Source organism: Pseudomonas lactis, assembly GCF_001439845.1.
Classification (GTDB): Bacteria; Pseudomonadota; Gammaproteobacteria; order Pseudomonadales; family Pseudomonadaceae; genus Aquipseudomonas; species Aquipseudomonas lactis.
In genome coordinates, this window is sequence record NZ_JYLO01000005.1 from 91,690 (window position 1) to 107,103 (window position 15,414).

General features: G+C 59.9%; 15 protein-coding genes. 13 read left to right on the forward strand and 2 right to left on the reverse strand.

The genetic code is table 11. From position 1 onward, the window contains the following. Positions 1-38: 38 nt before the first annotated feature. From TX24_RS09345 to TX24_RS09365, 5 genes are read left to right on the forward strand one after another with little or no spacing between them, the layout of a single operon-like run. Complete coding sequence (locus TX24_RS09345; RefSeq protein ID WP_057710216.1) at positions 39-1,007, forward strand: sulfonate ABC transporter substrate-binding protein; 969 nt, start codon at positions 39-41, stop codon at positions 1,005-1,007. Between the two features lie 26 nt (positions 1,008-1,033). Then, positions 1,034-2,182, forward strand: a complete 1,149-nt coding sequence (gene ssuD / locus TX24_RS09350) for an FMNH2-dependent alkanesulfonate monooxygenase (RefSeq protein ID WP_003195260.1) — start codon at positions 1,034-1,036, stop codon at positions 2,180-2,182. A gap of 9 nt (positions 2,183-2,191) precedes the next feature. Next, positions 2,192-2,977, forward strand: coding sequence for an aliphatic sulfonate ABC transporter permease SsuC (ssuC, locus tag TX24_RS09355; RefSeq protein WP_003195258.1), 786 nt, complete (start codon positions 2,192-2,194; stop codon positions 2,975-2,977). Continuing rightward, a complete protein-coding gene (gene ssuB, locus TX24_RS09360; protein WP_003195256.1) occupies positions 2,974-3,780 on the forward strand; it encodes an aliphatic sulfonates ABC transporter ATP-binding protein in 807 nt (268 codons plus the stop codon). Before ssuC ends, ssuB begins: the two co-directional genes overlap by 4 nt. A 19-nt stretch (positions 3,781-3,799) precedes the next feature. Further along, positions 3,800-4,015 (forward strand): TOBE domain-containing protein, encoded by a 216-nt coding sequence (locus TX24_RS09365; protein WP_003176783.1) that lies wholly within the window; start codon positions 3,800-3,802, stop codon positions 4,013-4,015. 125 nt (positions 4,016-4,140) lie between these two features. On the opposite strand, the gene TX24_RS09370 is transcribed toward TX24_RS09365, so the two are convergent. Then, entirely contained in the window at positions 4,141-4,770 is a 630-nt protein-coding gene (locus tag TX24_RS09370; protein ID WP_003195254.1) for a TetR/AcrR family transcriptional regulator, read from the reverse strand. Positions 4,771-5,002: 232 nt separating this feature from the next. Beyond that, entirely contained in the window at positions 5,003-6,379 is a 1,377-nt protein-coding gene (locus TX24_RS09375; RefSeq protein WP_003195252.1) for a glutamine synthetase family protein, read from the reverse strand. Between the two features lie 278 nt (positions 6,380-6,657). Between TX24_RS09375 and TX24_RS30610 the strand changes: the two genes are divergently transcribed. The 8 genes from TX24_RS30610 (at position 6,658) to TX24_RS09410 (ending at position 15,375) form a co-directional block, all read left to right on the forward strand. Then, the gene (locus TX24_RS30610; RefSeq protein ID WP_080765515.1) at positions 6,658-6,897 is read left to right on the forward strand and encodes a hypothetical protein; all 240 of its coding nucleotides are present in this window, start codon (positions 6,658-6,660) and stop codon (positions 6,895-6,897) included. 79 nt (positions 6,898-6,976) lie between these two features. After that, entirely contained in the window at positions 6,977-8,335 is a 1,359-nt protein-coding gene (locus TX24_RS09380) for a glutamine synthetase family protein (protein WP_003195249.1), read from the forward strand. Between the two features lie 55 nt (positions 8,336-8,390). After that, positions 8,391-9,755 carry an aspartate aminotransferase family protein gene (locus TX24_RS09385; protein WP_003195247.1) on the forward strand — a complete coding sequence of 455 codons (1,365 nt, stop codon included), beginning with the start codon at positions 8,391-8,393 and terminating at the stop codon, positions 9,753-9,755. A 183-nt stretch (positions 9,756-9,938) separates the two neighbouring features. Beyond that, a complete protein-coding gene (locus TX24_RS09390; RefSeq protein WP_032897707.1) occupies positions 9,939-11,033 on the forward strand; it encodes a polyamine ABC transporter substrate-binding protein in 1,095 nt (364 codons plus the stop codon). Positions 11,034-11,273: 240 nt separating this feature from the next. Further along, positions 11,274-12,368, forward strand: a complete 1,095-nt coding sequence (locus tag TX24_RS09395) for a polyamine ABC transporter substrate-binding protein (RefSeq protein WP_003195242.1) — start codon at positions 11,274-11,276, stop codon at positions 12,366-12,368. Between the two features lie 66 nt (positions 12,369-12,434). Beyond that, positions 12,435-13,577 carry an ABC transporter ATP-binding protein gene (locus TX24_RS09400; protein WP_003195240.1) on the forward strand — a complete coding sequence of 381 codons (1,143 nt, stop codon included), beginning with the start codon at positions 12,435-12,437 and terminating at the stop codon, positions 13,575-13,577. After that, a complete protein-coding gene (locus TX24_RS09405; RefSeq protein ID WP_057710217.1) occupies positions 13,574-14,494 on the forward strand; it encodes an ABC transporter permease subunit in 921 nt (306 codons plus the stop codon). Before TX24_RS09400 ends, TX24_RS09405 begins: the two co-directional genes overlap by 4 nt. Next, positions 14,491-15,375, forward strand: a complete 885-nt coding sequence (locus TX24_RS09410; protein WP_003195236.1) for an ABC transporter permease subunit — start codon at positions 14,491-14,493, stop codon at positions 15,373-15,375. The genes TX24_RS09405 and TX24_RS09410 overlap by 4 nt, the downstream gene beginning before the upstream one ends. The last annotated feature ends 39 nt before the right edge of the window (positions 15,376-15,414 follow it).

Sequence of the window (15,414 nt, forward strand, 5' to 3'; positions counted from 1 at the left end):
GCAGCCAAAACCCTAATCGCACAGTTGGAGAGAGCGCCATGCGCACTGTCATCTTGCGTCGTGGTCTGGTCGCACTCTTTGCTGCGGCTGTGTCCTTCGGCGCCATTGTTCAAGCCCACGCCGCCGAGACCTTGCGGATCGGTTATCAAAAATACGGCACCCTGGTGCTGCTCAAGGCCAAGGGCACCCTGGAAAAACGCCTGGCCGCCCAAGGTGTGCAGGTGCAGTGGACCGAGTTTCCCGGTGGCCCGCAATTGCTCGAGGGCCTGAACGTCGGCTCCATCGACTTTGGCGTTACCGGGGAAACCCCACCGGTGTTCGCCCAGGCGGCTGGCGCCGATCTGCTCTATGTCGCCTACGAGCCACCCGCGCCTACCAGCGAAGCGATCCTGGTGCCCAAGGACTCGCCAATCAAATCGATGGCCGAGCTCAAGGGTAAAAAGGTTGTGCTCAACAAAGGCTCCAACGTGCACTACCTGCTGGTGCGTGCCCTGGAAGACGCCGGCCTCAACTACACCGACGTGAAGACCGTGTTCCTGCCGCCCGCCGATGCCCGTGCCGCGTTCGAGCGTGGCAGCGTGGACGCCTGGGTGATCTGGGACCCGTACCAGGCCGCCGCCGAGAAGCAACTGCAAGCGCGCACCCTGCGAGACGGCACCGGGATTGCCGACAACCATCAGTTTTACCTGGCCACCAAGCCCTACGCCGAGCAACACCCACAAGTGATCAAGGCGTTGGTGGAAGAGGTGCGTGCGGTAGGCGAATGGTCCAAGGCCAACCCGCAGGAAGTGACTGAGCAGGTCGCCCCACTGCTCGGCCTGCCGGCAGATATCACCCTCACTTCGGTGAAACGCCAGGGCTATGGCGCGCTGTTTTTGACCCCGGAAGTGGTCGCCGCCCAGCAGAAAATCGCCGACAGCTTCTACCAACTCAAATTGATCCCCAAGCCCTTGAGCATCAAGGACGTGATCTGGACGCCACCCGCCGCGGTTGCCAAAGCGCCGTAATCTGACTTCATTCAGGAGACAACTCCATGAGCCTCAATATTTTCTGGTTCCTGCCCACCCACGGCGACGGTCATTACCTTGGCACCGCCGAAGGCGCCCGCGCTGTCGACCACGGTTACCTGCAACAAGTGGCCCAGGCTGCCGACCGCCTGGGTTTCGGCGGGGTGTTGATCCCTACGGGTCGCTCCTGCGAAGACTCGTGGTTGGTGGCAGCCTCGCTGATCCCCGTGACCCAGCGCTTGAAATTTTTGGTTGCCCTGCGCCCCGGGATCATCTCCCCGACCGTGGCCGCGCGTCAGGCCGCGACTCTGGATCGCTTGTCTGGCGGTCGTGCGCTGTTCAACCTGGTCACCGGTGGCGATCCGGAAGAACTGGCTGGCGACGGATTGTTCTTAAGCCATGAAGAGCGCTACCAGGCGTCGGTGGAATTCACCCGCATCTGGCGCCGTGTGCTGGAAGGCGAGACCGTGGACTACGACGGCGAGCACATCAGCGTCAAAGGCGCCAAATTGCTCTACCCGCCGATTCAGCAGCCACGCCCGCCACTGTATTTCGGCGGTTCCTCCGAAGCCGCCCAGGACCTGGCGGCCGAACAGGTGGAGATGGTGCTGACCTGGGGCGAGCCGCCGGCAGCCGTCGCGGAAAAGATCGCGCAGGTACGCGCCAAAGCCGCAAAGCTGGGGCGCACGGTGCGCTTCGGTATTCGCTTGCACGTGATCGTGCGCGAAACCAACGACGAAGCCTGGAAAGCCGCCGACAAACTGATCTCCCACCTGGACGACGAGACCATCGCCCGCGCCCAGGCGTCTTTGGCGCGTTTCGATTCGGTGGGCCAGCAACGCATGGCAGCCTTGCATGGCGGTAGCCGTGACAACCTGGAAGTCAGCCCCAACCTGTGGGCCGGCGTCGGCCTGGTACGTGGCGGCGCGGGGACGGCGCTGGTGGGCGATGGCCCAACGGTTGCGGCGCGGGTCAAGGAGTACGCGGACCTGGGTATCGATACCTTTATCTTCTCCGGTTATCCACACCTGGAAGAGTCGTATCGGGTGGCGGAGCTGTTGTTCCCGCACCTGGATATCGAACGTCCCGAGCTGCCCAAAAGCGCCGGCTACGTCAGCCCGTTCGGCGAGATGGTCGCCAACGACATCCTTCCCAAAGCTGCGTCGCAGAGCTGAGGCGCCGTTATGGACTTAGAAAAAATCAGCCATCGCGTGGCGCCCTGGGTGCTGCCGATCTTATTGCTGGCGGTGTGGCAGTTGTCGGTGTCAGCGGGTTGGTTGTCGACGCGCATTCTGCCAGCGCCGAGTGCGGTGATCGAAGCCGGGGTGAACCTGGTGGTCAGCGGCGAAATCTGGACTCACCTGGCCATCAGCGGCTGGCGCGCCGGCCTGGGCTTTGTGATCGGTGGCAGCATCGGTCTGGCCCTGGGCTTTATCACCGGCTTGTCGAAGTGGGGCGAACGCTTGCTCGACAGCTCCGTGCAGATGATCCGCAACGTGCCGCACCTGGCGCTGATTCCGCTGGTGATCCTGTGGTTCGGCATTGATGAGACCGCGAAGATTTTCCTGGTGGCCCTGGGCACCTTGTTCCCGATCTACCTGAACACTTACCACGGCATCCGCAATGTCGACCCGGCGCTGGTAGAGATGTCGCGCAGTTATGGCTTGTCCGGTTTCAGCCTGTTCTGGCAAGTGATCCTGCCGGGCGCGCTGCCGTCGATCCTGGTGGGGGTGCGCTTTGCCCTGGGCTTCATGTGGCTGACGCTGATCGTGGCAGAAACCATCTCGGCCAGTTCCGGCATCGGTTACCTGGCGATGAATGCCCGTGAATTCCTGCAAACCGACGTGGTGGTGCTGGCCATCGTCATGTACGCCATCCTCGGCAAACTGGCCGACCTGGCAGCCCGTGGGCTGGAACGTGTGTGGCTGCGCTGGCACCCGGCGTATCAAGTCAAAGGAGGTGCAGCATGACCGCTCAACAACCTCCGCGCTTGTTGAAGGGCATCCCGCTGGCGGTGCGCAAATTGCGCAAGGCCTTTGGTACCCGCGAAGTGCTCAAAGAGATCGACCTGCATATTCCCGCAGGGCAGTTCGTGGCCGTGGTCGGCCGCAGTGGTTGCGGCAAAAGTACCTTGCTGCGCCTGTTGGCGGGGCTGGACAAAGCCAGTGGCGGCGAGCTGCTGGCCGGCTCCGCGCCGCTGCACGAGGCGATTGAAGATACACGGTTGATGTTCCAGGAAGCGCGCTTGCTGCCCTGGAAAAAGATCATCGATAACGTCGGCCTGGGCCTCAAGGGCGACTGGCGCCCCAAAGCGCTGGAAGCCCTGGAAGCGGTCGGCCTGGCCGAGCGCGCCAATGAATGGCCGGCGGCGTTGTCCGGCGGCCAGAAACAGCGCGTGGCACTCGCACGGGCGTTGATCCATCAGCCGCGCCTGTTGCTGCTTGATGAGCCGCTGGGCGCACTGGATGCCCTGACCCGCATCGAGATGCAGCAACTGATCGAAAACCTGTGGCGCAAGCACGGTTTCACGGTGTTGCTGGTGACCCACGACGTCAGCGAAGCCGTGGCGATTGCCGACCGCGTGATTCTGATTGAAAACGGCGAAATCGGCCTCGACCTGACCATCGACCTGCCACGCCCACGGGCCCGTGGTTCACACCGCCTGGCCGCGCTGGAAGCCGAAGTGCTCAACCGCGTGCTGTCGCTCCCCGGTTCCCCACCGGAACCCGAACCTGTTTCACCGCTGCCGACGCAATTGCGTTGGGCTCAATAACTCACACAGGAAAAACATCATGACGATTAAAGCCATCAACGTGCGTAACCAGTTCAAAGGCACCATCAAGGAAATCGTGGTCGGCGATGTGCTGTCGGAAATTGACGTGCAGACCGCGTCCGGCATTGTCACTTCGGTGATCACCACCCGTTCGGTCAAGGAGTTGGAGCTGGTGATCGGCAGTGAAGTGATTGCTTTTGTGAAGTCCACTGAGGTGTCGATTGCCAAGTTGTGATTGGCACTGTCCTGATCGTTCCCACGCTCTGCGTGGGAATGCCGCCTGGGGCGCTCCGCGTCCCGCTGTGCCAAAGGTGACGCAGAGCGTCACGGGATGTATTCCCACGCAGAGCGTGGGAACGATCAGCGCTTGGGCAGATAGGCCGGCAAATAAAGCCCCACATACGCATCAAACACCCGCATCCCTTCCTCCGCCATGCGCGGCGTAATCAGCCCATGCTGATGCACCGAGCGCGCGTACACGCGGTCGCTCAACTCCAGCGCCAGGGCAAACACATCCACATCGCTGGGTAGCGTTGGCACTTCAAAGTGGCGATTGAACACCGCCAGCATCAAGTCGCCCAATTCCAGATCATGCTGGCGATCGGCCTGGGTCACTTCGGTCAACCCGTGCTGGGCCAGGATCAACTGGCGCGCCGCGGCATCGTTGCTGTAGATGCTGAGCATGCGTTGTTCAACGATGTAGGACAGGTCGCGCCAATGCTTGAGAGATTCATGCTCGATGGGCGCCTGGATGGCGGCGCGAAAGGCCGCGTGAATGTCAGCGGTCAACGCCTCCAGCAATGCCGGCACACTGGCGAAAAAGTGGTACACCGACGACGGCGGAATCTGTGCCCGTTCGGCCACGCTGTAGATCGACAAACTGGCCACACCTTCGGCGGCCAGCAAGGTGCGGGCGGCGTCGAGGATCGCATCGATCCGGGCCTGGCTGCGGGCGCGGGGTTTGCGAACAGTGGCGGGGCGGGTGGTCATGGATGTCTCCTACAAGGCAGCGGGCATTGTATGAGCAGGAAGGTTGTGTTGTCTGCCAGGCCGCTATCGCAGGCAAGCCAGCTCCCACATTTGACCGAGTTCAAGCCTTGAAATGCGATCCACTGTGGGAGCTGGCTTGCCTGCGATGAGGCAAACCCGGTTTCCCAAAATAAACCCATAAAAAAACGCCGCGGACCAAAGCCAGCGGCGTTCCTTCGACAGCTACCACCGCTTACACGGTATGCAGGTACCAGTTGTACTCAAGGTCGGAGATGGAGTGTTCAAACTCCTCCAGCTCACTTTCCTTACAGGCGACGAAGATATCGATGTATTTAGGATCGATGTACTTGGCCATCACCTCGCTGTCGTCCAACTCGCGCAGGGCATCGCGCAGGTTGTTCGGCAGGCTCTGCTCGTTCTGCTCGTAGCTGTTGCCTTCCACCGGAGCGTTCGGCTCGATCTTGTTGGTCAGGCCGTGGTGCACGCCCGCCAGTACCGAGGCCATCAGCAGGTAAGGGTTGGCATCGGCGCCAGCCACGCGGTGTTCGATACGCACGGCATCGGACGAGCCGGTGGGTACGCGAATCGCCACGGTGCGGTTATCCAGGCCCCAGCACGGCGAGTTCGGCACGTAGAACTGTGCGCCGAAACGACGGTAGGAGTTGACGTTGGGGCACAGAAACGCCATTTGGGCGGGTAGGGTCTCCAGCACACCGCCGATCGCGTGACGCAATGCGGCGTTCTGCTCGGGATCCTCGCTGGCAAAGATGTTCTTGCCGTCCTTGTCCAGAATGGAGATGTGTACGTGCAGCCCGTTGCCTGCCTGGCCTGGGTAAGGCTTGGCCATGAAGGTGGTGTCCATCTCATGGTCGTAGGCGATGTTCTTGATCAGGCGCTTGAGCAGTACCGCGTAGTCGCAGGCCTTGATCGGGTCGGCGACGTGGTGCAGGTTCACTTCGAACTGCGCCGGGGCACTTTCCTTGACGATGGCGTCCGCCGGGATGCCTTGCTCCTTGGCACCTTCCAGAATGTCCTGGAGGCAGTCGACGTATTCGTCGAGGTCGTCGATCAGGTAGACCTGTGTCGAGTGCGGGCGTTTGCCGGAGATCGGCGAGCGGGGCGGTTGTGGCCGGCCGTTCACGTTCTCCTGGTCAATCAGGTAGAACTCAAGCTCGAAGGCGGCGCAGATGGTCAGACCGAGGTCGTCAAACTTGGTAACAACTTGGCGGAGCACTTCGCGCGGATCGGCGAAGAAAGGTTCACCTTCGAGTTCGTGCATGGTCATCAGCAGTTGCGCGGTAGGGCGCTTTTGCCAGGGTTCATTGCACAGGGTGTCGGGGATTGGATAACAGATTCGGTCAGCATCACCGATGTCCAGGCCCAGGCCGGTGCTTTCCACCGTAGAGCCGTTGATATCCAGGGCAAATAAAGAGGCAGGCAGGTTAATGCCCTTCTCGTAAACCTTGTGGAGGCTGGTGCGTTCGATGCGCTTACCGCGCACCACACCATTCATATCCGCAATTAGAAGGTCTACGTACAGAACCTCAGGATGATCCTTAAGGAACGCGTTCGCTTCGTTAAGCTGAACGGCACGCGGGGGTACCGACATGATGCAACACCTTTGTTGTTAAAAATATCAATCATTGATCTTTTCTGGTTTCAGTCAACCCGAACGGCCTGCCGAAGTCAAGCGAGGCATTTTTTGCCCTAAAAAAGCGCCACGAAGCCTTTTTTGCGGGGTTTTGGGGCGATTTTTTGGGTTTGAGGGGCTTGGGACCTGCAGGCTTGAGCGGGCCGTGTAGGATTTTTTACGGGGGTGTTGTGTAAAAAAATGAACAAGGCTAAGCTCGATTCAAACCCATAACAGCAATAATACCGGGGTGCTTCATGTTTCACCTGCCGCCAATCGGCGTCTGCGCCTGCTCCAGCCAGGCTTTGTCCGCAGCTCGTTCGCCCCGTGTGAATGCCCAGGCACCGGCCAATATTCTTGACGGCCCGGCCGATCTCCTTTTTGCCATCTCCTACGCCACTGACCTGCCCTCATCCGCTGTGCCGATCGTGATTCTGCACAACTTTGGCCTGAGGAATGCAACCCATGGGCAAATGGCAGGTAAGCTCCTACCCTGAATGAAAAAACGACGCGGATGCTGCGTCAACCAACGCCTGGCCTTTAATGGATGCCAGGAAACCCAGCCCAGAGGCATTTATGAGTAACAACCTCGACCAGCTCACCGATTGGTTGAAAGACCACAAGATCACAGAAGTCGAATGCATGATTGGCGACCTCACCGGTATTACCCGGGGCAAGATCTCGCCGACCAACAAGTTCATTGCCGAAAAAGGCATGCGCCTGCCCGAAAGCGTTCTGTTGCAGACCGTGACCGGCGACTATGTCGAAGACGACATCTATTACGAATTGCTCGACCCGGCCGACATCGACATGATCTGCCGCCCCGACCAGAACGCGGTATTTCTGGTGCCGTGGGCCATCGAGCCGACCGCCCAGGTGATCCACGACACCTACGACAAGCAAGGCAACCCGATCGAGCTGTCGCCGCGCAACGTGCTCAAGAAAGTCCTCAAGCTCTATTCCGACCGCGGCTGGCAGCCCATCGTGGCGCCGGAGATGGAGTTCTACCTGACCAAGCGCTGCGAAGACCCGGACTTCCCGCTGCAACCGCCGATTGGCCGCTCCGGCCGCCCGGAAACCGGTCGCCAGTCCTTCTCTATAGAAGCGGCCAACGAATTCGACCCGCTGTTCGAAGACGTCTACGACTGGTGCGAACTGCAGGAACTGGACCTCGACACCCTGATCCACGAGGACGGCACCGCGCAGATGGAAATCAACTTCCGTCACGGCGATGCCCTGTCCCTGGCCGACCAGATCCTGGTGTTCAAGCGCACCATGCGCGAAGCCGCGCTCAAGCACGACGTGGCCGCCACCTTCATGGCCAAGCCCATGACCGGCGAGCCCGGCAGCGCGATGCACCTGCACCAGAGCATCATCGACATCGCCACCGGCAAGAACGTCTTCTCCAATGAAGACGGGACCATGAGCCAACTGTTCCTCAACCACATTGGCGGCCTGCAGAAATTCATCCCTGAATTGCTGCCTTTATTCGCCCCCAACGTGAACTCGTTCCGCCGCTTCCTGCCCGATACCTCGGCGCCGGTGAACGTGGAATGGGGCGAAGAAAACCGCACTGTCGGCCTGCGCGTCCCGGATGCCGGCCCGCAGAACCGCCGCGTGGAAAACCGCCTGCCGGGCGCCGACGCCAACCCGTACCTGGCGATTGCCGCCAGCCTGTTGTGCGGCTACATCGGCATGGTCGAAGGCCATAACCCGAGCGCGCCGGTGGTGGGCCGTGGTTACGAGCGACGCAACCTGCGTCTGCCGTTGACCATCGAAGACGCCCTGGAACGCATGGAAAACAGCAAGACCATCGAGAAATACCTGGGGCAAAAATTCATCACGGGCTACGTCGCGGTCAAGCGGGCCGAGCATGAAAACTTCAAGCGCGTGATCAGTTCGTGGGAGCGGGAATTCCTGCTCTTCGCCGTCTGATGCGCCGGGCACGCCCTCCAGGCGCGCCCTTCACTGAAAAGTCTAGGAGATCGGTATGTCCAGCAACAACCCGCAAACCCGTGAATGGCAAGCCTTGAGCAATGATCACCATCTGGCGCCGTTCAGCGACTTCAAGCAATTGAAAGAGAAAGGCCCAAGGATCATCACCAAAGCCCACGGCGTTTACCTGTGGGACAGCGAAGGCAACAAGATCCTCGACGGTATGGCCGGCCTGTGGTGTGTGGCGATCGGTTATGGTCGCGATGAACTGGCCGATGCCGCCGCCAAGCAAATGAAAGAACTGCCGTACTACAACCTGTTCTTCCAGACCGCACACCCGCCGGTATTGGAGTTGGCCAAGGTCATTTCCGATGTCGCGCCGGCCGGCATGAACCACGTGTTCTTCACCGGCTCTGGCTCCGAAGGCAACGACACCATGTTGCGCATGGTCCGCCACTACTGGGCGATCAAGGGCCAGCCCAACAAGAAAACCATCATTGCCCGCAAGAATGGCTACCACGGCTCTACCGTGGCCGGCGCCAGTCTGGGCGGCATGACCTATATGCACGAGCAGGGCGACTTGCCGATCCCGGGCATTACCCACATCGCCCAGCCGTACTGGTTTGGCGAAGGCGGCGACATGAGCCCCGAGGAATTCGGTGTGTGGGCCGCCAACCAGTTGGAAGAGAAAATCCTGGAGCTGGGCGTGGACAACGTCGGCGCCTTTATTGCCGAGCCGATCCAGGGCGCCGGTGGCGTAATTGTGCCGCCTGCCACGTACTGGCCGCGCATCAAGGAAATCCTCGCCAAGTACGACATTCTGTTTGTCGCCGACGAAGTGATCTGCGGTTTCGGCCGTACCGGTGAGTGGTTCGGTAGCGATTTCTACGACCTCAAGCCACACATGATGACCATCGCCAAGGGCCTGACCTCGGGCTACGTGCCCATGGGCGGCCTGATCGTGCGCGACGAAGTGGTGGCGGTGCTCAACGAAGGGGGCGATTTCAACCACGGCTTTACCTACTCCGGTCACCCGGTCGCTGCGGCTGTGGCCCTGGAAAACATCCGCATCCTGCGCGATGAAAAAATCGTTAACCGTGTGCACGAAGAAACGGCACCGTATTTGCAGAAACGTCTGAGGGAACTGGGCGATCATCCGCTGGTGGGTGAAGTACGCGGCGTCGGCATGCTCGGGGCGATCGAGCTGGTGCAGGACAAGGCGACGCGCAAGCGTCACGAAGGCAAAGGCGCCGGCATGATCTGCCGAACCTTCTGCTTCGAGAATGGCCTGATCATGCGCGCCGTGGGCGACACCATGATCATTTCGCCGCCGCTGGTCATCAGCAAGGCTGAAATCGACGAGCTGGTAACCAAGGCCCGCCATTGCCTGGACCTGACTTTGGCTGCCTTGCAGGGCTAAGTGCTAGGCTCAGTGCGCGGTGCATTGGGCAGTTAAAAATGCAGGGGCTTTGGTTGAAAGCCGGCCCCTGAACTTGCCAGACTGTCGCCCTGTTTTGTTGCCCTTCGGTTGGGCCGTAAAACATACAACGCTTGTGGCCCAAAAAAGAAAAAATTGGAGCATCACCAAATGAAGGCATTAGGTTTGAAGAACGCTGGCAAGACCCTCCTCGCCTTGTCCCTGATGGGCGCAATGGCGGGCGCGGCCCAGGCAGACAGCAAAGTGCTGCACGTCTACAACTGGTCCGACTACATTGCACCGGACACCATCGCCAACTTTGAAAAAGAGTCGGGCATCAAAGTGGTGTACGACGTTTTTGACAGCAACGAAACCCTGGAAGCCAAGTTGCTGGCGGGCAAGTCCGGCTACGACATCGTCGTGCCGTCGAACAGCTTCCTCGCCAAGCAGATCAAGGCAGGTGTCTACCAGGAGCTGGACAAGTCCAAGCTGTCCAACTACGACAACCTGAACAAATCCCTGCTCAAGGCCGTATCGGTCAGCGACCCGGACAACAAGCACGCCTTCCCGTACATGTGGGGCTCGATGGGCATCGGCTACAACCCGGAGAAGGTCAAGGCCGCACTGGGCGTGGACAAGATCGACTCGTGGGACGTACTGATGAAGCCGGAAAACATCGCCAAGCTGAAAAGCTGCGGCGTGAGCTTCCTCGATTCGCCAACCGAAATGCTGCCGGTAGCGCTGCATTACCTGGGCCTGCCGACCGACACTACAAAGAAGGCTGATCTGAAACAGGCCGAAGACCTGTTCATGAAAATCCGTCCTTCGATCGGCTACTTCCACTCGTCCAAGTACATCTCCGACCTGGCCAACGGCAACATCTGCGTGGCTGTGGGCTACTCGGGTGACATCGAACAGGCCAAAACCCGCGCGGCTGAAGCCGGTGGCAAGGTCAAGATCGCCTATGACATTCCCAAGGAAGGTGCTGGCAGCTTCTTCGACATGGTCGCCATTCCCAAGGATGCCGAAAACGTCGACGCTGCCTACGCATTCATGAACTACCTGCTCAAGCCAGACGTCATGGCCGCGATCACCAACAGTGTGCGTTTCCCGAACGGTAACGAGAAAGCCACCGCCCTGGTCGATAAAGACATCACCAGCGACCCGGGTATTTATCCGTCGGCCGAAGTGCAATCCAAGCTCTACGCCATTGCCGACATGCCGGCGGCAACTCAGCGTGAAATGACCCGTAGCTGGACCAAAATCAAATCCGGTAAATAACGCCAGAAACCTGTAGGAGCGAGCTTGCTCGCGAAAATCGTCAACGATAACGCAGCGCCTCTGGTCGCCCGCGTTGCCTGTGAGTTCTTCGCGAGCAAGCTCGCTCCTACAAACAGCGGCAACCGTACAGAAAATAAATGACAGAAAGTTTTGCCGGATCGGTTTATCGACGGTAAGTTGCGCGCCGGTTTTGTTGCCGGGCAACAACTTCAAGGCCCCAACTATTAAGAGGACCTCCACTTGCCAATTTCTTTATTTCGCAAAGCCATGCTGGTGGGTGCAGGTATCACGCTGGCTGCCAGCGTGCAGGCCGCACCGACGGTGCATATTTATAACTGGTCGGACTACATCGGCCCCGACACCCTGGCCAACTTCGAAAAGGCCAGCGGTATCAAGCCTGTGTATGACGTGTTTGACTCCAACGAAACCCTGGAAGGCAAGTTGCTCGCCGGGCGTACCGGCTACGACGTCGTGGTGCCGTCCAACCATTTCCTGGGCAAGCAGATCAAGGCTGGCGCGTTCCAGAAGCTCGACAAGTCACTGCTGACCCACTACGCCAACCTCGACCCGGTACTGCTCAAACGCCTGGAAAAGAACGACCCGGGCAACCAATACGCCGTGCCGTACCTGTGGGGCACCAACGGCATTGGCTACAACGTCGACAAGGTCAAGCAAGTGCTGGGTGTCGACAAGATCGACTCCTGGGCGGTGTTGTTCGAACCGGAAAACATGAAGAAGCTGGCCACTTGCGGCGTGTCGTTCATGGACTCGGCCGATGAAATGCTGCCGGCAGTACTCAACTACATGGGCCTGGACCCCAACAGCACCAACCCGGCCGACTACAAGAAAGCCGAGGAAAAATTGCTGAAAGTGCGGCCCTACGTGACCTACTTCCATTCCTCCAAATACATCTCGGACCTGGCCAACGGCAACATCTGCGTGGCGGCCGGTTTCTCCGGCGATGTGTTCCAGGCCAAGGCTCGCGCAGCAGAGGCGGGCAAAGGCGTGAACATCGCCTACACGATTCCAAAAGAAGGCGGCAACCTGTGGTTCGACGTGCTGGCGATTCCCAAGGATGCCAGCAACGTCAAGGAAGCCCACGCCTTCATCAACTATTTGCTGCAGCCTGAGGTGATCGCTCAGGTCAGCGATCAAGTCGGTTACGCCAACCCTAACCCAGGGGCGGACAAACTGATGGAGCAATCGATACGCACTGACGCAGCGGTTTACCCACCGCAGGCGGTTCTCGAGCGGACATTCGTCAACTTTGAGCTACCCCCGAAAGTGCAGCGTTTAATGACCCGTAGCTGGACCAAGGTCAAGACGGGCAAGTAAGGCTCAAACTATCCAAGGCTGGCCCGCATTGGGCCGGCTGCACAGTTTTTTTTGGGAGTTTCGTAAATGGCAGTTGCCTCCGGCGCCTATAAGAAAGCCCTCGAGGGCGACCAGACACCGAAAAAGGTGCTGGTCAAAATCGACCGGGTCACGAAGAAGTTCGACGAGACGATTGCCGTGGACGATGTGTCCCTGGAAATCAAGAAAGGCGAGATCTTCGCCTTGCTCGGCGGTTCGGGTTCGGGCAAATCCACCTTGCTGCGCATGCTGGCAGGTTTCGAGCGCCCAACCGAAGGTCGCATCTACCTCGACGGTGTGGACATCACCGACATGCCGCCCTACGAGCGGCCGATCAACATGATGTTCCAGTCCTACGCCTTGTTCCCGCACATGACCGTGGCGCAGAACATCGCCTTCGGCCTGCAACAGGACAAGATCCCCAAGGCTGAAGTCGACGCACGCGTGGCCGAGATGCTCAAGCTGGTGCAGATGAGCCAGTACGCCAAGCGCAAGCCGCACCAGTTGTCCGGCGGCCAGCGCCAGCGTGTGGCGTTGGCCCGTTCCTTGGCCAAGCGCCCGAAACTGCTGCTGCTCGATGAGCCAATGGGAGCGCTGGACAAGAAGCTGCGCTCGCAGATGCAGCTTGAGTTGGTGGAGATCATCGAGCGCGTTGGGGTGACCTGCGTGATGGTGACCCACGACCAGGAAGAGGCCATGACCATGGCCGAACGCATCGCGATCATGCACCTGGGCTGGATCGCCCAGATCGGCAGCCCCATCGATATCTACGAAACCCCCACCAGCCGCCTGGTGTGCGAGTTCATTGGCAACGTCAACATCTTCGACACCCAAGTGGTGGACGACGCTGAAGGCCACGCGGTGCTCAAGTGCCCGGACCTGGACCGCGACATCTACGTGGGCTACGGCATCGCCACCTCGGTGGAAGACAAGTCGGTGACCTACGCCATTCGCCCGGAAAAGCTGCTGGTGACCACCGAAATGCCGACCTGCGAGCACAACTGGTCCAGCGGCAAGGTGCACGACATCGCCTACCTGGGCGGCCACTCGGTGTTCTACGTGGAGCTGCCGAGCGGCAAGCTGGTGCAGTCCTTCGTCGCCAACGCCGAACGCCGTGGCCAGCGCCCAACCTGGGGTGACCAGGTGTATGTGTGGTGGGAAGACGATAGCGGCGTGGTACTTCGCTCATGAACATGAAGAAATTCAAGCGGCGCTTGGATCGCATCGTGCCCAATGGCAAGCAGGTGGTCATCGGGATTCCCTTCCTCTGGCTGTTCCTGTTTTTCGCACTGCCGTTTTTCATCGTGCTGAAAATCAGCTTTGCCGAAGCCGATGTGGCGATCCCGCCCTATACCGAGATCTATACCTACGTTGAGCAAAAGCTGGAGGTGGTGCTGAACCTGGCCAACTACAGCTTGCTGGCGGGCGACGAGTTGTACATCGCCGCCTACCTGGGCTCGCTGAAGATGGCGTTTTTCAGCACGCTGCTGTGCCTGCTGATCGGCTACCCGATGGCCTACGCCATCGCCACCGCGCGCAAAGAGATGCAGACCGTGCTGGTGCTGCTGATCATGATGCCCACCTGGACCGCGATCCTGATCCGGGTGTATGCGTGGATGGGCATCCTCAGCAACAACGGCCTGCTCAATGGCTTCCTGATGTCCATGGGCTTGATCAACGAGCCGCTGCAGATCCTCAACACCAACGTCGCGGTGTACATCGGTGTGGTCTATTCGTACCTGCCATTCATGATCCTGCCGCTGTACGCCAACCTGGTGAAGCACGACCAGAGCCTGCTGGAAGCCGCCTCCGACCTGGGGTCGAGCACCTTCAACAGCTTCTGGAAAATCACCGTGCCGCTGTCCAAGAACGGCATCATCGCCGGTTGCATGCTGGTGTTTATCCCGGTGGTGGGCGAGTTCGTGATTCCTGAACTGCTCGGCGGCCCGGAAACCCTGATGATCGGTAAGGTGTTGTGGCAAGAGTTCTTCAACAACCGTGACTGGCCGGTGGCGTCTGCCCTGGCGGTGGTGATGCTGGCGATCCTGATCGTGCCGATCATCCTGTTCAACCGCAGCCAAGCCAAAGAGTTGGAGGGCAAGATATGAAACGCTTTCGTTTCTCCAGCTTCATGCTGGTCGCAGGCTTGTTGTTCATCTACCTGCCAATGTTGATCCTGGTGATCTACTCGTTCAACGAATCCAAGCTGGTAACAGTGTGGGGCGGTTGGTCGATCAAGTGGTACGTGGGCCTGTTGGACAACACCCAGTTGATGGGCTCGGTGGCCCGCTCCCTGGAAATCGCCTGCTACACGGCGGTGGCGGCGGTGGCGTTGGGTACCCTGGCAGCCTTCGTGCTCACGCGCATCAGCCAGTTCAAGGGCCGCACGCTGTTCGGCGGCCTGGTGACGGCGCCGTTGGTGATGCCCGAAGTGATCACCGGTCTGTCGCTGTTGCTGCTGTTCGTGGCCATGGCGCAGATGATCGGCTGGCCCCAGGAGCGTGGCATCGTCACCATCTGGATCGCCCACACCACCTTCTGTGCGGCGTATGTGGCGGTGGTGGTGTCGGCGCGCTTGCGTGAGCTGGACCTGTCGATCGAAGAAGCGGCGATGGACTTGGGCGCACGGCCGTGGAAGGTGTTCTTCCTGATCACCATCCCGATGATCGCGCCGTCGCTGGCGGCGGGCGGGATGATGTCCTTCGCACTGTCCCTGGATGACCTGGTACTCGCCAGCTTCGTGTCGGGCCCCGGTTCCACCACCTTGCCGATGGAAGTGTTCTCGGCGGTGCGCCTTGGGGTTAAGCCCGAGATCAACGCCGTGGCGAGCCTGATTCTGTTGGCGGTGTCGCTGGTGACCTTCCTGGTGTGGTTCTTCAGCCGTCGGGCCGAAGAGCATCGCAAGAAGGCCATCCAGCAGGCGATTGAAGAGGCTGCGGCGGATGGCTGGCAACAGCCGGACAAGCGCCGGGCGCCAGCACCGGTCTAACTGCCGGAACAGGGTGAAAATGTGGGAGCTGGCTTGTCT